Here is a 23,081-nt window from a genome sequence, read left to right as displayed (position 1 = left end):
CATCCGCGGACGAGCCGGGCCCGAGCCTCAGCGGCCGACGAAGACCGGTGGGCGCCGCCCGAGGCTAGCGCTGATGCCCTCGTCAGAGTCCGCTGTTGCCCAGAGGCGGGTCTGTTCGCCGAGTTCGTGGCGAAGAATCTCGCGGATCTCGTCGACCAGGCCTCGGCGCAGGGTGGTGCGGATCGAGTGGACCGCGAGCGGGGCCTGGCTCGCGAGCTCTCCTGCCAGCGCGAGCGCCGCCGGACGCAGCTCGTCCACACCGGGGACGAGCTCGTCGGCGAGCCCCAGTGCGAGGGCCTGTTCGCCGGTGACCGTCCGGGAGGTCAGCAGCATCCGGGCGGCCGCCTGGTGACCGACGACGCGAGGCAGCGTCACGCTGATCCCGAAGCCCTGGTGAATGCCGAGCGCGGAGAAGTTCCCCCGGAACCGGGTGGTCGGCGCGGCGATTCGGAAGTCGGCGGCGAGCGCGAGGCCGAGTCCACCGCCGACCGCGCTGCCCTGCACGGCGGCCACGATCGGCAGCGGCACCTCGAACAGCCGCACCGCCTCGCCGTAGATGGCCTTGGCCGTCACCGCCGGGTCCTTGGCCATGGGACCGCTGCCGAAGTCGGCGCCGGCGCAGAAGTGCCTGCCCTCGCTGCAGATCACCAGGGCCCGCGCACCGCCGGCCGCGGCGCGCTGCCCGAGATCCGCGAGCCGACCGATGACCTGCTGGTCGAAGAAGTTGGCCGGCGGCTTGTGAATCTCGAGCACCACGACGTCGTCGATCCGCTCGCTGGTCACCACGTTCTCGGTCATCTCGCTCGTCTCCCACAGATCCACGCGGCCACCTGTGCGTCAGGTCGGTACACCGACCTTCTCACCACGCGACGGCGTGGGCCCGCGAGCCAGGACGGGTGGGACCCCCGTAACGATCGATCCGCCGACAGGTCGGGCCGGTTCGCCGTCTCCCCGCGCAGTGCGGGCTGACGACTATCAGCCTCGTCCTGTTCTCACGTCGAGGATGACAAGCCGGCGGCACGGGCCGAACGCGGCAAAAAGTGCGCAATTCGTCAGGGCAAGCTGCCCGAAGGTGCCATGATGCAGGGCAGAGAAGTGGTAGCTCTCACAGCACGTGTCGAGAGCGAGCTTCCAGCTGATCGGTCGGTCGAGCACCCGCCCCCCCACCACCGACGATCAGTCGCCGATCCCTACGAGGCAGGCTCTGAGCCCAGATCACCCAGATGGTCCCCGACATCCAGCCCGTTCGGCACCATATCGGTTGATCGGCCCGTGGCTATCTTGAGCGCGCGCCGGGTGAGATCCATGAGTTCGCCGTGGTCCATTTCCAGCTCCCTGATACGGCATTCGGGGAATGCTTGGCCCATCATGTGGAGCGGTGCCCAGAATGAGCAGGAATCCAGCCGCGCCGGAATCAGCCCTGGTGCACCCGCTCGAGGACGTCGGCGGCGCGGCCAGCCGCGTTCTCCGATTTCATCTGGGTGGCGAGCCGCGACGCACGTTCCCGTGGTGCGGCGGACAGGAGATCCTCGGCGGCCCGCACGAGGGCCGGCTCGCTGAGGTCGGAGAAGCGCAGGGTGGCGCCGATTCCGAGGCTTTCGAGCCGGGCGCCCCAGAAAGGCTGGTCGCCCATGACCGAGCACACGACGGTCGGCAGCCCGGCTCCGACGGATGCCGCTGTGGTGCCGGCGCCGCCGTGGTGCACGGCGATGCGGCAACGGGGCAGCACCGCGTCGTGGTCGAGATCGCCCACGACGCAGACCTGCCGGTCCGCGCTGGTTCCGATCGGGATGTCGGCCCATCCCGCGCTGACCAGCGCGCGCAGCCCCAGCCGGCGGGCCACCGCCCTGATCAACTCGAGGATCCGGGGCGGGTTCTGGACCGGCATGCTCCCGAACCCGAAGTACGCGGGTGGCTCACCGTCCGCCAGCCACTCGTCGAGCTCGGGATCGAGCTGGTGCTCGCCGAGCTGCTGGCGCTGCTCGGACGACAGGGTGAGGAAGCCGACCAGGGGAAGGCGCGGACCCCAGTCGGCCAGCTCCGGCACCAGAAACCTGCTGTAGGCCTGTATCTCGGTCGCGCCGGCCCGGGCCAGCCGGCGTGGCGTGGATTCCCGGGTCGGCGCCAGGCCCATCCGGGCACGTAGCCGGTTGACATCGCCGGCGAAGGCGCGCCAGCCGGCGAAGTCGACCGCGGGGTACATCAGGTAGTTGATGGCCCGAGGTAGTCGGCGGGTGGTGGTGGCGATGAAGAACGGGAAAGCGCCGTTGGCCCGCAAGGGCACATGATGCAGGCTTGCCATCGGCACCCCCCGCCAGTCCGCGACACAGGCGGCCTCGTCCTCGATGGTCACGCCGGACACGACGAGATCGGCACCGTCGGAGATCTCCGCCATGGCATCGGCGATCGTCTGCGCCTTTTCGCGCTTGTACTGGCTGTACCCGGCGATAACCTTTCTCAGCTCACCCGAGGCGAGCCATTGCTGCACCTCGTCGGAACCCATGAACTCGCGACCACCAACACCGATCGACGCCGCGTCCACTCCCAACTTCAGGCCGAATTCGACCAGGTCACCAGGCAGACCGAGGGTTACCTTGTGACCGCGCCGGACCAGTTCGGACCCAAGTATCGCCGCGGGTTGAGCGTCGCCTCGCGTACCCATCACGAAGATCGCGACTCGCACTGAACAACCTTTCCTCGGGTAGTAGGACGAGCACAGTCCAGCGACCGGTCGGACAGATCGGGGAGACTCTGCTGGGGCAAAGTCCTTCCTGGGGCAGCTCCGTTTCTACGGACGGACCCGCTCCTGGGAACAGTCGTTCCCGGGAACTACAGCCGCGTCCGCCCGTTCTGCCCGGCGACCTTGCCGGGCCGGACGCCCGACACCCAGGCCCGATCAGCCCTGGGCGCACCGTCTGGCTCAGGGACGAACCCGATCAGTCGGATCCGCGCAGACCCGGATCGATACGCTCGGGCGAAAAGATACCTTCTGCGGCAAAGATCCGGCTGGCCAGCGCATACGGCTGCCCCCGCCCGGCGAGCACATCCAGATCGGCCACGAAGGCGACAGCAGGGGCCGGCGGGTCGACGACCGACGCCAGCACAGCGTCGGGGTGCCCGCTCACCACCAGCCCCGTCCGGCCGGCCGGAGGAACCCGGCCGTACCTCCCCCCTGCCGGAGATGCCGATCACGTCGCCCGGGTCAGTCGACTATCGCGAACACGTCCTTGACCTCCTTGGCCATGGCTGGCCTATCGTTACCCTCAAGAAGACGGGCGAACTTCATCGCGAACAGTCTTTCCATATGATGATCATCTGGAAATGCCTGCTTGATCATTTGCACCGACAGTGGGACATCCGAGTGCGCGGCACCCTGATGCTCTCCGGCTTCGACGGAGTCCTCGCGCCCGGCGAATGCGAGCAGCAGGCGGCGGACCGGGTCTATCGCTCCGACAGCCTTGTCGAGATCGGGCTGCTGCGCGAGGTGCCACAGGAGGGCGTCACGAGGACTCGTCCACACTCTACGGTCAAGATGATCATATTTGGCGCTCGCCAGATCGACCTCTCGCCTCCACTCGGCCAGGCTTCGCCACCGCTCGACGGTATCCCCGTCGACCCGCACGTCCACGTCCTCCACCCGCACCTCGGGCGCTTCCGAGTCGGTGGCGTCGATCGAGACACCGTCCCGCAGCCTCTTCGTGACGAGCTCAGCCACCAGAGCGGGGTCGCCGACCGTGATCTTTTTGGCGGTATCAGCCACGCGTCGGCGTACCAGGTCGCGGACGAAGCCTTCGCCTGGTTCGGCCGACGAGTCGGCGGGAATGCGCCAGCGCACAGTGTAAGAGAATAGAAAAGAGAAGCCCGGCTCCGCACTGGGCAGAAGGTCATCATAGCGTTCAAGTCGCTCAGAGACAGCCGGAAGGAAAGGCGCGGGGAAATCTCCGTTGTCCGGCAGATGCGGGTCAGGAGGAAATTCTGGCTGCTGGTCCAGGTCAGCACGATTCCTGGCGCCATACCGGCTGTACAGGATCGCCGTGAGAGCCATACCGGCGAAGACCAGCACCCAACGTGGCATGCCCGAGCATACCGACGATGACCTTGACCCGACCCTGCGTGAGGAGGAGCAGATGCGTCCCCTGATCGCCCTGACGAAGTAGTGAACGCTTCGGCGCAAACACGTGCCGGGCGCCGTGCTCCAGCAGTGCCGACCACCGGCTGCTTCCGAGAAGAGCATGCAGTCCATGCGGTGTCACACTTCGCGACTGACCCACTTGGCTGGTATATCGGACACGTGGCTTCGTCGATGGTGGATCAGACCTAAGGTCTCAAATTCACCGTAGGTCTCGGCATGGACACGTCATGCATGAGCATCGGCCGAAATTCTCACTGAGAGTGAGAGCGCGCGGCGCCGAAAGCATTCCTCGCGAGTAGGACCTGCTGTTCGTACCAGGCGTAGCTGGCGTCGATGTCGCGCCAGCCGAACGGGGCTCGATCCTGGCGTCCTCGCCGGGACCGCGACGATCCGTACGGGTCAGCCTTCGCCGAGGTTTCGGATGGTCGCGGGACGGATCGTCGCGACGATGGGACGGTTGTTCGCGAGGGCGAGGGCGGCGGCACAGATCGCGGCGCCGGCGAGGCAGCCGCCTGTGGCGCCGGGCTGGTTGTCGCGGGATTCGGGGCCACGGCGCGCGGCCGGGAGGCAGTAGTCCCTGCCGGACGAGTTGTCCCTGCCTGACGTGGGTAGGTCCGGTTCGTGGGCTCGGCCGCCACCGCTACCGCCTCATCCGGCGATCCGTTGACGTCCACCGCCCCGTTGTCCGCTGGCACGCCGCTTGGCGGCGCGATGTCCTCAGACGTGACGAGACCCTTGCGGGCGGGTTCGGCACGGTCGCCGGTGCCCGGCGTGCCGCCGTTCCCATTCGGCTGATGCGACGGCTGCGACGGGACGACGGGCTGCCAGGCGGCCTCAGCTCCGATGGAGTTCAACGGGGAGCTCGGCGCTCGGTCGGCGCCCAGGGCGACCGGGACCGCAGTGGCGACCAGAGCCAGCAGGGCGGCGGCCCCGGCAAGGACCGCTGCCCGTCTGCGACGACCACTGCGCCCGTCGGCCGCCGGCCTGGTGCGACGAGCTACCCGGTGTGCCGACGTCTCGGCCGCGGCCCCAGCAGCGGGCCCGGCTTGCGCCTCAGCATTGGGCTCAACCACGACCACGGATTCGGGTTCGGCCACGGGTTCGGCCACGGGTTCAGGTTCGGGTTCGGGTTCGGGTTCGGCCACGGTCGCAGCCACCGCATCGGGCTCTGCTGCGGTAGCAGGCCCACCGGTCGGTGCGCGCCAGCCGTCGAGGGCGCGGGCAACAGCGGGCGCGGAGTCGTCCCCCGTCTCGCCGAGCAGGCCCAGCAGGATCTCACCCGCGCTGGGACGGCTGTCCGGATCCTTCTGGAACGAGCGGCGGACCAGGTCGACCATCCCGGCTGGCAGCGCGGACAGGTCGGGCTCCTCGTGCAGGGTCCGGTGCAGCACCGCGTCCGGCGCGCCATCTCCGAAGGGCGGGCGGCCGGTCGCCGCGAAGACCATCACCGCCGCCCAGGCGAACACGTCCGCCGCCGAGCCGATCCGCCCGGTGCCGAACTGTTCCGGCGCCATGTAACCGGGCGTGCCGATCAGGGCGACGTCCTCGTCGACCGGCGTGATCGTGCCGAGAGCGTTCGCGATACCGAAATCGATCACCCTCGGCCCGGCGGGAGGCAGCAGGATGTTCGACGGGGTGAGGTCATGGTGGGCGATACCGGCGGCGTGGATCGCCGTCAAGGCCGACGCCATCCCGATACCAAGTCGCTCCAGATCGGCGGGCAACAGCGGGCCGCCGGCCGTCACCGCCGTCCGGAGGGTCGGACCGGGAACGAACTCGGTCACCAGGTAGGGAAGCTCCGCGTCCGGACAGACGTCCAGCACCTCGGCGGTGCAGAATCCGGCGACCTGCCGGGCGTGCGTCATCTCCCGGCGAAAACGTTCCCGGAACTCCGGAACAGCCGCGGATTCCGGATGAATGACCTTGATGGCGACGGGCTGGCCGAACGGCGATTCTCCCAGGTAGACCGTGCCCATGCCGCCCTCACCGAGGCGGCGCAGAACCCGGAAGTCACCGATCACCACCGGGTCCGACGCGCGCAGCGGCACGCCAGGCTGGTCGAGCGCATCGCGCTCCGTCGCGTCGCCGACGTCCGCGATCGCGTCGCCGACGTCCATGCTGACGTTCGTCACCGGTTCCACCGTTACCGTTCCACCTCATCGGGCCCGACCGCTGGGGGCGGACGTCGTGTCCTGGCGAGTGCGACCGATTCTCCCTGTTCCGATTCTCCCTGTTCCGCCTGCGAGAGTCGCCGTGCGCGCCTGTACGGAAAACGAGAGACCTTCGCCATAGCCCAACAGCCGGCAAAGTCGCCGTGCGGTGTCCGACAGAGCCCGGACAGGACAGTGCGGCCGACCCGTCAGGAGATTCCGCGCCATCCGCCAGGAATCGTCCACGATCCGACGAAGGAAGCGACCACGGCAACCCAACCAGGCGACTCTCCCCGATCTCGCGATCCACCGTCGGCAGCGGCCGCATCACCCAGAATTGTGCCGGGTCGCGAGACTCTGCCGGGTGACGACGCCGCCAGGCGTCCGCTCGTGGCGGTCTACAACGCCCAACCCGGCACCCCGGCCAACGTCGCCCTGCACCCGCTAGCCACCCTCACCCGTACCCCACACCACGATCGCACGGACACCACCCGGCCGGCCGCCCGGTAAACACCGCCCGGCTGTCACCGCGGTCGCGGCGCACTGGCCGCGCGAAATTGCCCGGTCGGGGAATCCGTGGGCATCGACGGTCAAAACAGAATCGGCCTACGCGGCTGGCTGGCCCTGGTGGCTCTGTGCGGCGGGACATTCCTGATCGCACTGGATTTCTCGGTCGTCACGTAGCGCTGCCCGAGATCGGCCGTGACCTTCACGTCGCCAGCACCGGCAGTCTTCAGTGGGTGGTCACCGCCTGCCTGTTGCCGACCTCCAGCCTGCTGCCGCTGTTCGGACGGGTCTGCGACCTGATCGCCGCCGCTCTGCTCCGCCGTGCCGAGGCGGCCGGCGCGCTATCGGTCGGCGGCGCCCAGGCGCAGGGCGGCCGCGACCGCGGCCAGGAAGTCGATGTGGCCGTCAGCCGAGTCCAGGCCGCGGCCCATCGTGGCCACCGAGACGTGTGTGCCGCCCGCCGCCCGCCAGGCGTCGACCTCCGCCACGACGCCGTCGAGGTCGCCCTTGGCGGTCACGACGTACTCCGCGCCAAAGCCCTCGACCGGCCGACCGGAATCATCCAGGCGCTTGCGCAACCCGGCCCAGCCATCGAGAGCAGGCTCGATACCTCGGCCGCCGGAGAAGAGGAAACCGTCCCCGAGCCTGACCGCCCGGCCAAAGGCCGCTTCGCCCCAGCCGCCCAGCCAGATCGGGATGGACCGGGTCGGCTTCGGGATGAGCGCGGCCCGGTCGATCCGGTCGAAGCGGCCGGAGAAGTCGACGACCGGCTCGGTGAACAGCCGGCGCAGAAGCCCGATCTGTTCCTCCTGCCGGGCGCCGCGGGTCCGAAAGTCCTGGCCGAGGGCCTCGTACTCGACGTGATTCCAGCCGATCCCCACCCCGAGGCGCAGCCGCCCACCGGAGAGGAGATCGACGTCGGCCGCCTGCCGGGCCAGGAGCACGGTCTGCCGCTGGGGAAGGATCACGATGCCGGTCACGAACTGGATCCGCTCGGTGATGCCAGCCAGATGCGCGAACATCACGAACGGGTCGTGGAACGGGTCGCGCTCGGTGTAGGGACCGGTCAGCGGCGGTGTCCGGTCGGCATGGACCGCACCAAGAACATGATCGTAGGCGAGCAGGTGGTCGAATCCCAGGTCCTCGACCGCCCGCCCGATCCGCCGGACGGCATCCGGATCTCCGCCAAGCTCAATCTGCGGGTACACAGCGCCGATCTGCATACCCACACCCTGTCACGAGCGGACGGCGTCGGCCCCGTCCGCGCCATCCCTCTCGTCGCCTCCGACGCCCGCCTCGCCCGTACGGCCACCCGCTACTGCACAATCCGCCTGGCGGCATGATCGCGCTCGTCCCATTCCGCCAGCATCGAGATCAACAGCCGAACCATCCCAGTACGCCTGTTCGCGTTCCACGAGAATCGGGAACCGGTATCTCCGGTCAGCCCCGTCGTCGGCGTGCCCCGCCGCGGGCGCGCCGGCCAGGCTGGAGCCAGCATCAGAGTTATGAACAGTCATGTGTCCTGTAACCCGTCGGGGGAGCGTTCCCAGCCAGCAGATCCGGCCACCCGGCGGCGGCTGATATGGCATGCGGTGCGGCGGGCCGGGGTGAACATCACGGTGCTCGTGCTGCTTTACTACCTGTTGCCGCTGCGGGGGGCGTTGGATCCGGCAGCGATCCTGCTGCTGGTTGCTGGGCTACTGGCCTTCACGGTGCTCGCCGGCTGGCAGCTGCGCTCGATCCTGCGGTCGCAGTATCCCGCGATCCGGGCCATCGAGGCACTTGCGTTGTCCATCCCCCTGTTCCTGATCCTGTTCGCGAGCACGTATTTTCTGATGAGTCGGGCGGACGCGGGGACCTTCACCGAGCCGATGAGCCGCACCGACGCGCTGTACTTCACCGTCGCCGTCTTCGCAACGGTCGGATTCGGTGACATAGCGCCGAAATCCGAATCCGCGCGGATCGTCACGATGGTGCAGATGCTGGCCGACCTGCTCGTGCTGGGTCTGCTCATCCGCGCGGTCTTCAGCGCGGTCGAGCACGGGAAACGGCGCAGGACCACGCCGCCGGCGTCCCCTGCCTCAGCGGAGACCCGACGGCGGTGAGGCCCTCCCGCGGCAGCGGAAGGCGGGCCAACCCGCCGTATACGCCTCCGGACACGACGGGGCGATTCAGTCGCGGGAGACCCACCAACTGGAGCCGCCGACGCGGTCGCCCGGGTTCCAGAGGAACGCGTACTTGCGGTCGGAGTCGTAGTTGTAGACGGGTGCGTAGAGCCAGGCTCCCTTGTCGTCGTTCCACAGGCCGACGGAGTCGCCGTGGCGGATCACCTCGTGACCGGCGACGGACAGGCCGCAGTCCTCGAGGATCCTGACGGTGCTGTTGATGGCCAGACTCTCGCCGGAGGGCCCCCGCAGCTCACGGATACGCACGAATGTTCCGTTGTCCTCGACGAATTCGGCGCCGCCGAATCCGCCGATGCTTCCGTTGACCGAAAGATCGCGCAGCACCCTCAGGCCGTTGTGACCGTAGGTACTCATCTTGTCGCCGACATCGATGTCCTCGCCGAACCGTGCGCCGTTGATGCCCTCGGTGGTCAGCTTGGACCCGACCGTCAGGTCGCCGTTGGCGCTGAGCAGCCCGTCCACGTTCAGCTGGGCCTGGGCGGCAAGAGTGCCCTCGACCGTCAGCTCCCCCCAGACCGTCACGTCGTCGTGGGCGAACAGCGAGCCGTACAGGTCGAGCTCGGACTCGGCGGTGATCGGGCCGGAGACGGTCAGTCCGGTCAGGGTGGGGTTGTTGACGGTGATGGTGAGGCTGGAATAGAGCTCGACCGATTCGAAGCCGTCCGGGGTTTCCTGCGCGCCGTCGGCGGCGGACGCCTTCACCACGAAGGTGGTGTCGTTGCGGATCGAGCCCGACGGGACGGACCACGAGGTGCCGGTTCCCTCGTACAGCGGGGTCTCGTTCCCGCTGCCGTCATACAGCCAGTAGTAGGTGCCGTTGCTCTCCCAGGAGAGCTGGAGGGGATCGCCGGCGTTGATCCTCGTCTTGGGGACGGTCGGCCGGTCCGGACCGCGGGACAGAAAGTTGCGCAGGTAGAAGATGGGCTCGATGACAGGCATGGTCAGGGTCCTCGGATTCTTGCGGGTGAATCCTTGCGGTTTCGTGTTGGAGGATTCGACGACCTGCACGACGAGCGGGTCACCGGTGGCGGTGGCGATCAGGCCGCTGATACTGAAGACCAGGGGGTAGGTGACCGGGTCCTTGGGGCTGGCGTTGTGGAAGGTGAGCACATGGTGATCGGCTCCGGCCAGGATGAGTTCCTGCCCGGCGTCCTCCGCCAGCGACACCGGCTTCCACTTGTCGTTGTTCACCGCGATGCGCGGATTCTCGGTGAAGTACGCGGTGCCGCTCTGCGTGTTGACCGGTACGGAGACCGCGATCCGGTCGGCGTAGATGGTCTGAGCGCCATGGAGAACAGAGATGTTGATGCTGGCCTTCGTTCCCTTCTCGGGGTCACCGCCCGCTTCGAGTGGTGACGGGTTGGTGGCGGGGCGGTAGTCGAACAGAGGGTTTTCGGGCATGGCGAAATCCTCCTGGAATGCCGTGGCATGCGGCGGCGGCTGACGTGCGTCGGGGAAGGGGCGTTGCTACTGCTCCGGATCGGTGAGGAAGCGAAGCAGGCCATCTTCGAGAAGAACGGTGCTGTCCGGGAACCGCGCCTCCAGCGGTGCCGGGACCAGCGCGTACGGCACCCAGGGCGCCTCACCGGGCGCCGGACGCAGCCAGGACCACGAGCCGTTCCTCTCGGCCGGCCGAGGGAAGGCGAGGATCCCGGAACCGGAACCGGGGTCGGGGCCTGGGTCAGAGCCGGGGTCCGGGTCGGGGTCCGGGTCAGAGCCGGGCGGGCTGTTCGAAGCGTGTTCGGTGGTGAGGACGGGACCGAAACGGAAGAGCGCCTGCAGGTGGCGCAGCGCGTCGTCGGTGTGCTGAGGCGGGACGGTCACGGTGGCGGTGGGGGTGATGCCGCTGGTGGCGTGGACGGGGGCACGAGGATCGAGGAGCAGGAGCAGCCGAGTGGGCGCCGGGTCACCGAACGTCAGCGAGACGTAGCTGCCAGCAGACACAGTTCCGGCAGGCGCTGCTCCGGCGGACGCGGCGCCGGGCGGCCCGATCTGGGTGGTGTAGTCCTGCTGGTCATCGGGGGCGGTGACGCTGTGGAAACGGTCGTAGTCATAGGCCCCGTGCGGGTCGGTGGTGTAGTAGCCGATGAGGCCGTCGTCGCGGGCGGCCACGTCGCCGAGGCGGATCTCGAACTGATCGCTGGTGAAGGCCGGCGGCGGCGGGTCGAGGGTGGCGGCCCATCCGGTGTCGCGGATGGGGGGTGCCTCGAGGGTCAGCCGGAGCTGCGCACGGACGAGGGCCAGCGGGCGCCCGAGCAGGAGGGACAGGTTCTGGTCGGCGCGCCGGCCGAGCGGGTCGGTGGTCCACAGGGTGGAGTCGATGACGTCGAGGAAGGCCGTGACGTTCGCCTCCGCGGCGAGCTTCGGGGAACCGATGAGGGCGGCGATCTCGGGGGCGTGGGCGGCGAGCTGGTCCGGGGTGGACAGGGCGCTGCCGGGCGGAGGCTCCCACTGGCCGGTGCGCCGGCCGTCGGCTCCGGTGAGCAGCCGGAAGGTGCCGAGCAGAAGCCCCGCCGGGTCATAGAGCAGCAGGCTGTGGTCGAGATGGTTGGGCAGGATCCAGCCTCGGATGGGGCTGGGGTCGGCCGCGGTGCCGACGATGCGCGTACCCGTCTGGGCGTCCAGGAGGTCGAAGTCGAGCCGGGCGGGTTGCAGGGGGCGCGGGGGTAGCTGGGCGACGGAGGCGATCGTGGGCGTCAGCGAGGTCCGGGCGGCGAGGGCGGTGTCGACGGTGAGCGGGAAGTTGCGGTAGTCGTGCAGGCCACCGCTCTGGGTGTCGGCGCTCACGACGTCCAGGACTCGGCCGAACTTGTCGTAGAGGAAGAGCTCCTCGACGCAGATCTGCCCCTGCCGGGTCTCGTGGAAGGGGGCGCTGGCGCTGCCGGGCAGGTATGGGACGGTGCTGACCCGGCCGCGGTAACGCGCGGGCAGGCCGTCCTCGGTGGCGGCGTCCGGGTAGCCGACGAGGCCGGCGACGTCGGGAAAGTCGGCGTCGTCGGTCGTAGGGCGGCGAAAGGCGCGCAGGTCGCGGGCGGCCAGGCGATCGTTGAAGCCGGTGAGTTCCTGGGCGAGCAGTCCCCAGTCGCCGATCGCGGCGAGCCAGACGTCGAGCTGGTCACGCTGGTCGTCGGTGCCGTGCTGGGCGATGTACTCCTTCAGCCTGGCGGCGAACAGGCTCCGGGGGTGCGGGCCGAGCGCGCAGACGCCCGTGACGGTGACCCGGTCCAGGGGGATGTCGAGGCCCTGCGGGGTGAAGCGGTAGTCGGTGCCGTCGAAGGTCCAGCAGCGCCGCCCGCCCACGGTGTGGGGGATGTGCCGGTAGGAGATCTTCCACTCCATGAACAGCGGCTCCCAGGGCTGGGTCCAGGCTTCGAGACCCAGCCCTGGGAGGGTGCCAATGTAGGCGGCGGGTGGATGGGCGCCCAGGACGGCAGCGACCTGCTCCGAGGGCAGTCCGGCGGCGGCGGCCAGCGCCGCGGCGTTGCCGGGATCGAGCAGGAAGTACTCCGCGAACAGCCCGGGTACCTCGGGCGGGAAGGCATCGAGACCCGCGACGGCGGGCACCGGTCCGCGGCCGGGTACCGCGGTGATCGTCGTGCCCGCGACCGTGACGGCACTGATCAGCGCGGCGCCGTCGGCGGTGAGTGGTCGCACGGGTAGGGGCTGATCGGGAACGGTCGCGTCCGCCGGGGGCAGTATTCCCGACAGGCTCACCACGGGGTTGTTGCTCTGCGCGTATGGGGGGCGCGGGACGGCCTTGAGCTCGGCGCCCCCGCCCAGCCCCTTCGCCGCGGCGAAGGCCCCGACCCCGGCGAGGAAAGCGTCATGGGCGTTGGCGTGGGGCTGGGTGTGGTCGGGCTGGGGGACCTTCGCGGCCAGTTCCCGCACCTGGGCGGTGCGCAGACGCAGCGTGTGGGCGAGGGATCCCTCCTGCTCGGCGTCGAGCTCCCGCACCATCAGGTCCTGGTCGGGGACGTCGTCGGGCGGGAACATCGACGCCCCCGCGATCCCGTTCTTCAGCCACAGGGCGTTGAGCCGCCACTGGAGGTCCCGCAGCTCGCCGAGCCGCTCGTCGAGCTGACGCTGATCGTCGTTGAGCGTGGCCAGCCAGGCCGGCGGAACGAACGGCCGCGGCGCCGCGGCCTCGGCGGACGCACTGCCAGCGGACGGGCTGCCGCCGGACGAGGGGTCGGCGGACGAGGGGTCGGCGGGGGGCGGGGTGACCGTCCAGCGATGGCCGCCGGCCGACGCGGCGAACGAGGCGTCGTGGACCTGCCGGCGTACCCGCTCGTCGCCGCCCTTCTCCTCGGCGACGGTGAGCAGGTCGTGCAGGAACGCGCGCAGCAGCGCCACGTCGGCGGCGGTCGGCGCGGCGCCGGTCGCGTGCAGCGCCTGGCCGGCGAGGGCGGTGAAGGCGTCCTCGGTGGTGTTGCCCAGAGCGATGCTCAGCGCGCCGTTGTCCTGGATCGTGTCCAGCGGGTCCGGGACGGGCGCGGCGCTCGCGGCGGGATCCCAGCCGATGGTCAGGGCGGTACCGGCGTACAGGCTGCGGGTGACCGGGCTGACCGCGCCGTCGTGATCGGCCTCGCCGGTCAGGCGGGGATCCTGCCAGCCGAGGTGCGCGAGCTGGTCGGCATAGGAGGCGCCGGGCGGGCGGGAAGCGAGGACGTCGGCGGCCGGATCGGAGTACCAGCCGATGACCCGGTAGCCGAGGGTGGTGGCGGACGTGAGATCGGAGAGGTCGTCGAGGAAGGAGAAGACGTTGGTGTTGTGCGGGGTGTAGGTGGTGAAGTACGGGTCCCCGCTGGCCATGGCGGTGAGGAACAGGGGGTCCCGGCCGGAGCGTTCCGTCCATGGGGTGTCGGTGTGCCCGAAGGCCAGACCGATCTGGACCTGCCCGACGTCGGGGTCCATGGTGTTGCGGTAGGGGTCCGGGCTGGCCTGCCAGGCCCGCAGGATGGTGGCGTCGACCAGGTAGGGGCTGGAGCGCGCCAGGTCGTGCCCGTCGTCCTGCGCCCGCGGGCTGTACGGACAGTCGCTTTCGATCACCCACGCTCGGGCAAGGCGGGTGCCGGTACCGCTGACGCGGATCACCAGCCAGCGGTTGGGCACCAGCGGGTAGCGGATCTCACCGGTGGCCGGGTCCTGCACGCCGTGGCGCAGCCCCCGGGGCAGGGTCCAGTGCAGGTGGACGCCGGTGTGGCTGTGCACCGGGTCGTTGCTCTGGCGGTCCCCCCCGTCCGGCTCCGGGCTCAGGTAGTCATCCAGCGCCAGGTAGGTGTGCTGCCAGCTGCGGAAGGCGTCGCGGCCCTGGAGGGCCCGGTTGACCACGAGGACGTCGAGGTCCACGGGGACGACGAGCGCGGGGCTGGTGGTCAACCTGGGTCTCCGTTCGGGCCGGTGAAGCGGATGGCCTCGGGGACCTTGACCATCTGCAGGGCCAGGTCGGCGGGGCCGAGGGGGCCGACGGCGGTACCGTGCGCGGCGTCCAGCGCCGCCGTCAGCGCGGGGATGAGCGAGCCGAGATCCAGGATCCGGCCGCCGGCACCGGCCCGGAGATGGTCCAGGACGGGGAAGGTGACGTCGGGGCCGATCTGCTCGCCGAGCGGGCGGTCGCCCCCACCTGTGTGCGGCCGGGCCAGCAGGTTTCGCAGCGGGATCAGGCCGTGGTCTTCGACGCCAAACCGGAAGCCCTCCTGGGGCTCCCTCAGCTCGACGGCCGCGGGCAGGCCGTCGAACAGGCACAGCAGCACGGTGGGCGAGAGGTGGTCCATCCGCAGGATCGGCAGCGGCGCACCCGCCGCGTCGCTGGCGCGGACGGCCAGGTTCGGCCAGCCGGAGACGAGCGCCGAACGCAGCAGCAGACCGGCGACCGGCCCGAAAACGACGTCGTCCCCAGGCCCGGCGTCCTCAGCCGCGGGGTCCTGCGGCGAGGGGTCCTGCGGCGAGGGGGCACGCTGCGTCGCGCGGTACCCTGCCGCCTTCCGCGCCGCCGCGGCCCGGATGGTGGCGGCGACGATCTGGTCCTGGCGGGTGTCCCGACTGGACTGCGCGCCGATGCTGAGGGCACCGGAGACCAGGGCGTCGAGCCAGCTGGGGTCGAGGTGGAAGAAACGCGACGACTCGCGCGGCAGCATCCGTTCGTCGGGCACCAGGTGGGTGAACGGCACGGGGTGGAGCAGCAGGAGCCGCCCGAGCCAGTCCGCGACCGGGGTGAGGAGATCCCCGAGGCCATCGTCGTCATTCATCGCCGTGGCGAGGGCGACCCGGGTGGCGTCGGATCGCAGTACGGCCTCGAGCCCGCCGGCCGGGTCGGCGGACGGCGCGGCAGGTGCCGGCGGGGACCACGCGGCGCTCGGCCGGCCCGGTGGTGCGCCGAGGGCGGTGAGCAGATGGCCGTCGAGCAGCGCGCCGAACGCCGCGCGTGCCGTCCCCGGCCGGGTGCGCCCGCCGCCCTGCTCGACCTGCTGCAGGTGGGTGCTGGTGGCCTGGTGGTGCAGGGTGTCCACCAGGTTCCGGGCGGCGTGCTTGAGCGCGAGCAGGTGCTGGGCGAAGGGGGCGTCGGCGAGGGCGAGGGCCCGGCCGGTCTCGAACGCGGCGGCCAGCGACAGGTCGAAGCTGCCCCAGGCCGGGTCGTAGGCGATGAGCGCGTCGGCGGTGGTGGCCCGCGCCGCGGTGTCGGTGACCGCGGGCAGCACGGGGGTGAGCGGCCCTCGGTACCAGCCATAGGTGGCCTCGCCCGAACGGGTCAGGTAGGGCAATGGCAGGTATCCGTCGCCGAGCCGGCGGGCCACCTGCCGCCGGGCGGCGGTGTCGGTGGCCTGCGAGGGGACGGGCAGTCGCAGCCACATCTCGTCGCGCCCGGCCCGGGTGCCGGACGGCGTGCGGGTGAGTCCCTCGGCGAGGTCGGCGAAGTCCGCGTCGCGGTCGGGCTGGGCCTGGAACGACCAGCTGCACAGGGACAGCAGCGCCACCGAGGAGCGGCCCCGGAAGTCCGGCGCGCCCACGAGGATCCGCTCATGGCCCTCCAGGGAGACGAGATGCACGATGTTCTTCGTGCCCGTCCCGGGGTCGGTGCCGGATGGGGCGGGTGGGGCGGGTGGGGCGGCGGCCGGGAAGCGGTTGGCGACGATGACGGAGAACAGCCCGTCCTCCTGCAGGCCCAGGATGGGCCGGTCCCCGGTGTTGGCACCGCGGCAGTGGGCGAGGAAGCGCAGCTCGTCCAACCGAGGCGCCACCGCCTGGAACTCGGCCGCCGCGACCTGGATGTACACGCAACCGTCACCGAGGCCGACGTCGGACTCCACGGTCAGCGCGGGCTTGAGCACGGCGGGGTCGTCGGCCAGGAAGTCCGCCACGGTGGCGGAGATGGTGCGGGTCGGGGCGGTGGTGCCGCCGATGAGCTGGGAGTCTGTGAGCACCAGCAGTGCCAGCCACGGGGTGTCGCGCGACGCCCCGGTCAGGGGGCGTTCCCAGGCCAGCATGGGGTCGCCGAGCACCACATGCGGCAGGACCTCCGCGAACCTGCCGCTCGAGGCGTCGGGAGGCTGCACGGCGACCACCGCGTCGGCGTCGATCCGCACCTGCGGGCCACGGACGGTGAACCTCTGGACGGCCGTGAACGGCCCACCGACGACCGACGCGCCGCCCTGCGCCCCGCCGCGCAGGGTGTGGGTGACCTCGATCCGGTAGTCGCCGGCGGCCAGGGCGGGCAGATAGTGGTCGTGCAGCTCGATGTCCCCCAGGGGGATCGTGTCGCGGGCGGGGTGTTGCGGGCTCGGGCTCATCCACTGCTCCCCGCGTCCTGGACGGTGCTCTGGATCATGGGTGCCTGGCTGTAGAAGTGGGCCGCGCCCGCCGCGAGGCCCGCCAGGGCGCTGTCGTCGAGGTCGGCGAGCAGCTTGGCGTCGGTCAGGGCGGCGTACATCGCGTCGCGCCCGCTCCTCGCGTCGCCGCGGTCGAGGCGCCCGAGAAGGTCCACGCAGGACGGGTCGGGCGCACCGACGTGGTCGCGGTTGGCGGCCGGCTCACGGGGCAGCGGCGACAGGCCGGGCGGCAGCTCGTCCGCGCTGTACTCGCTGAGCGGGAAAACCCCGCGTGAGGCGGCAAGCTCCGGCCGGGGCGCCTGGACGTCGAAGCCGACCGGCCGGTCCGGCAGCACCTCGGCGCTGGGTCCGGACGGTGTGTGGCTGAACGGGGTCGGTGGGGCACCCCACAGTGACGCGGGCAGGCCCCGGGTGCGGGCGGTGAACGTCCAGCCGTCCGTCGACGCGGTCCGATCCGCGTAGAAGAGTCGCAGCCGGTGCTCACCGACCAGGCCGGTGCGATCCATGGGGCGCACGTCGACCAGGGGACCGTCCCCGGGATCGGCCGAGGCCAGGGGCGCGTCACCCGTGCGCAGATGGCTGGCCGGCACGGCGGACTGGGTGAACAGGCGCAGGTCCCGGGCACGTGCCTGCCACACCTTGCCTCCCACGCTGCCGCCCGCGCCGCCCGCGCCTGGGTCCTCCGTGGCGTTGTCGACGCCGGAGACCGGCGCGATGGTGACGACGTCCGCCGGCTTCGGGAGCATGCTGGCGAACACGTCCCACCCCAGTGCCTCGGCCTCGGCTCCCCCGCGGGAGCCGCCGAAGCTGACGGTGACGTCGATGAGGGGGAAGTGCGCGGTGACCGCACCGCCGGTCGGCGGCCCCCACAGGTGCAGGGTGGCCCCGACCGAACCGCTGAGCGTGACGTGCAGGATCCCCAGGTTGATGCTGCCCGACGCGCCGATGCTCACCGAGATGCGCGCGTCGAAGGAGAACGGCCGCCAGGACAGCAGCACGTCGGCCTGCGCCGTGAACCAGGCCCGGATGGGGCCCTCGTGGAAGAGGACCTCGAGCCGCGCGCCCGCCATCGCGCACGACGGTGTGACGGCCAGATACGCCTGGGCCTTGATCGAGACGTTGCCGCTGACCGCCCAGTCGATCCCCAGCCGTGGCGCGTCGGGATAGTAGGAAGGTCGCTTGAACGCGGGGTGGTAGCCGCCGAGGGTGACCACGAACTGCCCGGCGTGGGGGTTGGGCCCGAACCAGGTCGCGGCGGCGAACCCGCCGGTGAGGTGGCAGGCGGGCGTCAGCACGTACGAGGCTGGGGATAGCTGAGCGGCGATCTCGACGCTGCCCTGGATGGGCCGGATGACGGCCTCCACGCCCAGCTCCGCGTAGACGTAGGTGGTGCTGGCGGACTCGGTGGGCAGCGGCAGTTGGATCGTCGCGAGGCCCAGCACGGCCAGCGCCAGCTCCGCGCCGATCTCCGCGGCCAGCAGCACCTTGGCGTTCACCACCTCGGCCACGGTGAACTCCACCCCGAGGGCCAGCCAGTACGAGCCTTCGCGGGGGGCGATCCACCGCCGCGGCTGGCTGCCGGCCACCGCCGGCTCACGCCCTTCCAGGACGTCGAGCACGTGGGAGGGCTTGTGCCCGGAGTCGGGGCCCTGCTTGTGCAGGCTCAGCAGCGGGAAGCCGGAGACCTCCCGGGGGCTCGGCAGGGTCAGCTCCCGGTTGAAGCCGAACCCGGCCATCAGCCCGGTGACCAGCACCGGCGGCGGCCCGCCCAGCGGAGCCTCCAGCTGGGCGAAGACGAACAGCGACGGCGCGCCATCCTTGAGCTGCGCGTACGAACCGAGACCCGCCAGCGAGAAGCTCTGCAGGCCGACCGTGGCCGTGCCGTCGTACTGGAACGCCACCGTGTCGGGAAGCTGGTCGTCGGGCAGGTGCAGCAGCGCGCCGGAGATCTCCACCGGGGCGGCGCTGTAACCGATCCCGAGGCCGTCGAGGCGGAACGTCGGCGCGAACCTGTCCAGCCGGGAGCCGACCGCCAGACCGTCGAGCGAGAGGGCCAGCGGGCCGAGGGCGACCGACGCGTCCAGCGCGAACAGCAGCACATTGTGCTGGTACTGCACCCCTACCCGGTCGAGGTGGACGATGCCGAGCTGCTTCTGCACCGACACCCAGTGGACGCTGGAGGCACCCGTCCCGGAGGTGTCGGGCGCATTGGACGGATCGGGGGTACTGGACGTACTCGGGGTACTGGACGTGCTCGGGGTGCCGGAGGTGCCGGAGAGTTCGCCGCCGCCGGTGCTCGAGGGTGGCACGCCGAGAGCGACCGATGTGGTCTCCTTCCCGATCCGCAGCTCGGCCAGCGCGGCGACACCCGCCGCCAACCCCGCCGGTGGAAGGGCCACCACCTTCGCCGGCCCGAGCAGCCGGTTGACCGATGCGACCGTCTGGGCGTCGAAGACTCCGGAGCTGTAGAGGACCTGAAGGTTCTCCACACTCACCGTTCCGAACGTCGACAGGAACCCGCCGACGAGCGGAAGCTGGGAAAGGTCGAAACCCGCCGAGAGGTCGACACCGACGCAGAACCGGGCCGGACCGCCCGCGGGTTTCACCCGCACGAACTTGGCGTCCTTCAGCCCGATCCGCAGGCTGTCGGGAACGTCTGCCGCAAGGTCCGCGGAGAAATGCGCGACCCAGTCCCGCAGAACGATCTCGGTGCCCTCCGCGGCACCGTGATACGTGGCGACGAGGATGTCGGCGCCGGATTTCTCCTCGTCGAAGTCGACCTCGAAGTCGAAGCCGTTGACGTCGAGCATTCCGCCGTACCGCGTGGTCGAGCCGTCGTGGGTCACCGTCACCCGGAGCGTGGCCCTGACCCCGTCCGCGATGGTCAGGTCTCCCTCGCAGACGAAGTCGAGGGCGGCCGAACCGGTGGTGTACGAAAGCGTCAGGGTGGTGAGTTCGAGGGATCTGACCGGTCCGGGCACGTCGATCAGCCCCAGTGCGTCGATCACCTCCGCCATGCCGAGGGTCTCGCCTGCCGTGAGGCCGCCGCTGAAGGCCCAGCCGCCCTGCGCGCCGCCGACCTTCCCGGCCGAGATGGCGATACTCAGCGCGGAGCCGATCGACACCGTGCCCCCGACCCGGGCCGTGAATCCCGCGGCGGCAGCGTAATAGACGTAGAGAGACAGAGATCTGATCGCGAGGGGACCGCCGATCGGCCAGTCACCCGTGGCCGTCATCCGCAGGAGGTACTCGTCCCCGAGGACGGCGGCGAACGACAGCTCGCTGACGGCCAGGGCCTCGGGCACCTCACCCCCGGGTATGCCGAACGACTCCAGCAACGACCGGACCGGGATCGGTCGTGCATCCGTCAACGTGCCGGTGAGGGCCAGATGGGGAAACCACACGCCGATATCGAGCGGCAGCGCCCTGATGGTGAGCGAGGCCACGATCGCCATGGCGTCCACCTCATAGGCGACCGGTTCGGCAGCCGCTTTCTCGATGAGGCGGTAATCAATGCCGGCGATATCCGCGGGGTCGAAGGCGAACGCGTGCAGCCCGTCCTTCGCCTCCTGCCAGCCGGTGTCACCGCCGAGGCGCCTGCCGAGCTTCTCCAGCTGCGCGGCGAAAGCGCCTGGGCGCACCGGCCGCACGGCGGCGGTCAGCTGCCCGAGGTCGTCCGCGGTGACCGTCGACGCGACCTGCACCGTGTCGAACGTGCCGCCGAGGGTGAGGGTGACCAGGCCCTGGTTCGTCACGGTCACCGACACGCCCGTCACCGCCAGGGTCGCGGCGGCGCCGACGGGCCAGGCCGGCGACGCCCAGGTGAGTGTCAGCGTGAGCGTCCTGCGCCCGGCGTCCACCTCGGGTCGCCCGCTGCCCGCTGCGGCCTGGCAGACACCGTCCGGGAAGGTGGCCAGCATGGCGCGTAGCTGCGCGGGCAGTTCGGTGTCCGCGGCCCGCAGTGTCGGTGGATCACCCAGGCTCAGGAGATGCGCTTTCAGGGCGTCGAGATCCACTGAATCCCTTTCTCGGATCAGGGCCTTTCACGTAGTAGAGCACGTTCGACAACCGCGTCCTGACGCCTCCCGACGGGCACGGGACGCGTCCACCGCCGCACCGGGAACGACGGACGGCGTCACCCCCGCCCGCTCGCCGCTTTCCCCTTGACCTGCGGCCCGCTCTTGTTGGGGAACCATATCCAGTCCGCGTCGTCGAAATCCTGGAACCTCGCGCACTCGACCACCTTGCCCAGCGCCTTCGAAGCAGGTGAGGGCGAATTTCGGCCAGGCCCGCCGTCCAGGTAGCCCAGAATCCTCGTATTGGCTTCAGAAAGCCTTGTGCAGCGCACGTCCGTGGCGCGCCGCAGACGGAAGGATGCGTCGTCAAGCTTGTCTTTGGGGTCGTCACAGCGCGCCGCAGGTCCCACAAAGAGGTTCCCGGGAAGCCAGGCATAGACGCTCATGAGATTATCCCATCCAGGGGGACGTGACCGGACTGTCGGGGAATGGGAGACGGTGCCTACGTAGATATCCCTGGCCAGGTCCACGACTTGCTGAGCATCAGCATCGACGAGCGTTCCACCGGGATGCAGAATGTCCACATAAGTCCCCTCCGCGATCATTTTTCGGAGGGGAAGGAGAAATTCGCGCTTCGCCAGGTCGCCGTTCTCGACAAGCTTGTTCCAGAAATCCCTCAGCTTGCTGTAGGGAACTATGTGGTGGTACATGAGACTGCTCGGTTCCGGCCCGCCGGAGATCGTGACGTCGTTGAGTAGGTGGAACAGGTGACCTGGCCTGTTCCGGCCGCCCTCCAACTTCAGGTTGCATCGCATCGACACCACGTTGTCTCCCCATACAGCCGCGATCCGCCAGGATGAAACACGGGACACACGTCTCCGGCGCCCGGCGCCTGCTCCCAGGCAAACGGCGGGACGGCGACAGTTCCCGCTGTACGCAGAGGGGTTCGCTACGGGCGCGCACACCACACCCGGACGTTCGACGGAAACTCCGTCCGATAACAGATTAGGGAGCCCTCACCCCGAACGGGAGCCATTTGCGGAAAGTCACGCAAAGTTATCCCGGGGCGTCCAGGCCCGGCCGTGCCGGTCTTCGGCGACCGCTCCGCAGCGGCGAGGCCAACCTCGTGCGGCGGACGTCGAGGAGGCCGTCCGGGTCCGGGCCGGCGTTCATCAGGACCAACCGGTCCACGCCGGCGTCGGTGAACGCGCGGGCGACCGCCAGATGCCGCGTACCGAGCATCGTCCACGCGGCATCGGAGGAGGCGGGACGCTCCCGACACCGCCCGCGGGCAGGTGTTGTCAGGGCAGGCGGGGGAACAGCCCGGGTCGAAACGTTGCGGAACGGACCGCGAGGAGGCTGGTATGTCCGTCACGCCCTTCAAGGATCTTCCCCTGGCCGACCGCGAACGCGCGTGGAACGGCGCGGCGGCCGAGAAGCGGATCCGGCGCTGGGCCCACGCCCAGGACACCCCCAACAGCAAGTACCGCGAGGCACACGTCTGGTACGACCAGGAGAAAAAGGACGATTTCACCGGCTACAAACTGCTCATCGCCGATGTCATCGACGGCGAGCTGACGGTCGTCCCTCGCGGGGTGATGGCCGCGGCGGCTGTGATGCAGGGCTCTCGCGGCGGCGTCGACCTGCCAGCGGGCGACATCACCCGGGTGAGGAACCACCTGGCCAGGTACTACCGGAAGATGGGCGACGATGCCCCCTGGGAAAGGCCGTAATGGCTCGACCGCCGGAAGAGCAGAGCTTCCTCGCCGCGCAGATGTGCCGCCGGGCCACACCCTCGACCGAGCCACACGCGCATCACCCGGCCCGCGGCGAAGGCGCGCTGACAATGGCGCGGGAGGGGGCACCCGACGGGGACGGCGCCGCGCAAGCCCGCGACGAGACCCGGGCCGAGCGGGCCGACCGTCCTGCCGCGGGCCGACGACCCGGACGGGTCCACCACGCGGAGCCAGTTCACTGCCGACCCGCCCCCACCACCGGCCTCTGGGCGACGGGCGAGGCACGTCGTCCTCGCAGCGTCTGTGGCGGCGGCCGTGGTGCTCGCGCTGGCCGGGCTGCTGGCGGCGAGACCGAGCTGGTCACCGTACCGGTCGTCGTCACAGGCAGAAGGACGGGCAGCTCGCTCACTGCCCGCCGGCCGAGCCTCGGTAACGCCCTCGCCTAACCGCCTCACCATCGGCGCAGACGGCGCCTCTCCGCTGGACGCACCGGCCCGCAAGGAGCGACGCGTCCTGGCATCGTCACCC

At 70.3% G+C, this 23,081-nt stretch carries 15 protein-coding genes; 3 read left to right on the top strand and 12 right to left on the bottom strand.

From position 1 onward, the window contains the following. Positions 1-27: 27 nt before the first annotated feature. The 5 genes from MXD95_RS02685 to MXD95_RS02665 form a co-directional block, all read right to left on the bottom strand. Positions 28-798 (bottom strand): enoyl-CoA hydratase/isomerase family protein, encoded by a 771-nt coding sequence (locus MXD95_RS02685; RefSeq protein WP_250638894.1) that lies wholly within the window; start codon positions 796-798, stop codon positions 28-30. Positions 799-975: 177 nt separating this feature from the next. Next, a complete protein-coding gene (locus MXD95_RS02680) occupies positions 976-1,155 on the bottom strand; it encodes an SRPBCC family protein (RefSeq protein ID WP_250638893.1) in 180 nt (59 codons plus the stop codon). 259 nt (positions 1,156-1,414) lie between these two features. Further along, positions 1,415-2,683: a glycosyltransferase gene (locus MXD95_RS02675; protein ID WP_250638892.1), complete on the bottom strand. Its 1,269-nt coding sequence runs from the start codon at positions 2,681-2,683 to the stop codon at positions 1,415-1,417. A gap of 253 nt (positions 2,684-2,936) precedes the next feature. Continuing rightward, positions 2,937-3,125, bottom strand: a complete 189-nt coding sequence (locus MXD95_RS02670; protein ID WP_250638891.1) for a hypothetical protein — start codon at positions 3,123-3,125, stop codon at positions 2,937-2,939. 77 nt (positions 3,126-3,202) lie between these two features. Next, positions 3,203-4,045 (bottom strand): hypothetical protein, encoded by an 843-nt coding sequence (locus tag MXD95_RS02665; RefSeq protein WP_250638890.1) that lies wholly within the window; start codon positions 4,043-4,045, stop codon positions 3,203-3,205. Between MXD95_RS02665 and MXD95_RS28375 the strand changes: the two genes are divergently transcribed. After that, entirely contained in the window at positions 4,035-4,157 is a 123-nt protein-coding gene (locus tag MXD95_RS28375) for a hypothetical protein (RefSeq protein WP_285223492.1), read from the top strand. The two genes, MXD95_RS02665 and MXD95_RS28375, sit on opposite strands and share 11 nt — an antisense overlap. 226 nt (positions 4,158-4,383) lie before the next feature. On the opposite strand, the gene MXD95_RS02660 is transcribed toward MXD95_RS28375, so the two are convergent. Next, a complete protein-coding gene (locus tag MXD95_RS02660) occupies positions 4,384-6,264 on the bottom strand; it encodes a serine/threonine protein kinase (RefSeq protein WP_250638889.1) in 1,881 nt (626 codons plus the stop codon). 866 nt (positions 6,265-7,130) lie between these two features. Continuing rightward, the gene (locus MXD95_RS02655) at positions 7,131-8,012 is read right to left on the bottom strand and encodes an LLM class F420-dependent oxidoreductase (protein ID WP_250638888.1); all 882 of its coding nucleotides are present in this window, start codon (positions 8,010-8,012) and stop codon (positions 7,131-7,133) included. Positions 8,013-8,306: 294 nt separating this feature from the next. On the opposite strand from MXD95_RS02655, the gene MXD95_RS02650 reads away from it, so the two are divergent. Continuing rightward, positions 8,307-8,894 carry a potassium channel family protein gene (locus MXD95_RS02650; RefSeq protein WP_250638887.1) on the top strand — a complete coding sequence of 196 codons (588 nt, stop codon included), beginning with the start codon at positions 8,307-8,309 and terminating at the stop codon, positions 8,892-8,894. 66 nt (positions 8,895-8,960) lie between these two features. Here MXD95_RS02650 and MXD95_RS02645 read toward each other — a convergent pair whose 3' ends face one another. From MXD95_RS02645 to MXD95_RS02625, 5 genes are all read right to left on the bottom strand, one after another. Next, positions 8,961-10,376, bottom strand: a complete 1,416-nt coding sequence (locus tag MXD95_RS02645) for a ricin-type beta-trefoil lectin domain protein (RefSeq protein ID WP_250638886.1) — start codon at positions 10,374-10,376, stop codon at positions 8,961-8,963. A gap of 66 nt (positions 10,377-10,442) precedes the next feature. After that, the gene (locus MXD95_RS02640; RefSeq protein ID WP_250638885.1) at positions 10,443-14,354 is read right to left on the bottom strand and encodes a CHAD domain-containing protein; all 3,912 of its coding nucleotides are present in this window, start codon (positions 14,352-14,354) and stop codon (positions 10,443-10,445) included. Then, on the bottom strand, positions 14,351-16,762 hold the full coding sequence (locus tag MXD95_RS02635) for a hypothetical protein (protein WP_250638884.1): 2,412 nt from the start codon (positions 16,760-16,762) through the stop codon (positions 14,351-14,353). Before MXD95_RS02635 ends, MXD95_RS02640 begins: the two co-directional genes overlap by 4 nt. Further along, complete coding sequence (locus MXD95_RS02630) at positions 16,759-20,817, bottom strand: DUF6603 domain-containing protein (RefSeq protein ID WP_250638883.1); 4,059 nt, start codon at positions 20,815-20,817, stop codon at positions 16,759-16,761. Before MXD95_RS02630 ends, MXD95_RS02635 begins: the two co-directional genes overlap by 4 nt. A gap of 119 nt (positions 20,818-20,936) precedes the next feature. Then, positions 20,937-21,632: a hypothetical protein gene (locus MXD95_RS02625; RefSeq protein ID WP_250638976.1), complete on the bottom strand. Its 696-nt coding sequence runs from the start codon at positions 21,630-21,632 to the stop codon at positions 20,937-20,939. Between the two features lie 549 nt (positions 21,633-22,181). Here MXD95_RS02625 and MXD95_RS02620 point away from each other — a divergent pair. Further along, the gene (locus tag MXD95_RS02620) at positions 22,182-22,550 is read left to right on the top strand and encodes a hypothetical protein (RefSeq protein ID WP_250638882.1); all 369 of its coding nucleotides are present in this window, start codon (positions 22,182-22,184) and stop codon (positions 22,548-22,550) included. Positions 22,551-23,081: the final 531 nt, after the last annotated feature.

Source organism: Frankia sp. AiPa1, assembly GCF_023243075.1.
Classification (GTDB): Bacteria; Actinomycetota; Actinomycetes; order Frankiales; family Frankiaceae; genus Frankia.
This window is presented reverse-complemented; position numbering and strand designations above follow the sequence as displayed.

What these genes read in the sequence shown, in the direction of transcription:
- MXD95_RS02655 (WP_250638888.1), bottom strand. Translation starts at nt 8,012, where the DNA reads ATGCAGATCGGCGCTGTGTACCCGCAGATTGAGCTTGGCGGAGATCCG.
- MXD95_RS02620 (WP_250638882.1), top strand. Translation starts at nt 22,182, where the DNA reads ATGTCCGTCACGCCCTTCAAGGATCTTCCCCTGGCCGACCGCGAACGC.
- MXD95_RS02685 (WP_250638894.1), bottom strand. Translation starts at nt 798, where the DNA reads ATGACCGAGAACGTGGTGACCAGCGAGCGGATCGACGACGTCGTGGTG.
- MXD95_RS02635 (WP_250638884.1), bottom strand. Translation starts at nt 16,762, where the DNA reads ATGAGCCCGAGCCCGCAACACCCCGCCCGCGACACGATCCCCCTGGGG.
- MXD95_RS02645 (WP_250638886.1), bottom strand. Translation starts at nt 10,376, where the DNA reads ATGCCCGAAAACCCTCTGTTCGACTACCGCCCCGCCACCAACCCGTCA.
- MXD95_RS02625 (WP_250638976.1), bottom strand. Translation starts at nt 21,632, where the DNA reads ATGCGATGCAACCTGAAGTTGGAGGGCGGCCGGAACAGGCCAGGTCAC.
- MXD95_RS02665 (WP_250638890.1), bottom strand. Translation starts at nt 4,045, where the DNA reads ATGGCTCTCACGGCGATCCTGTACAGCCGGTATGGCGCCAGGAATCGT.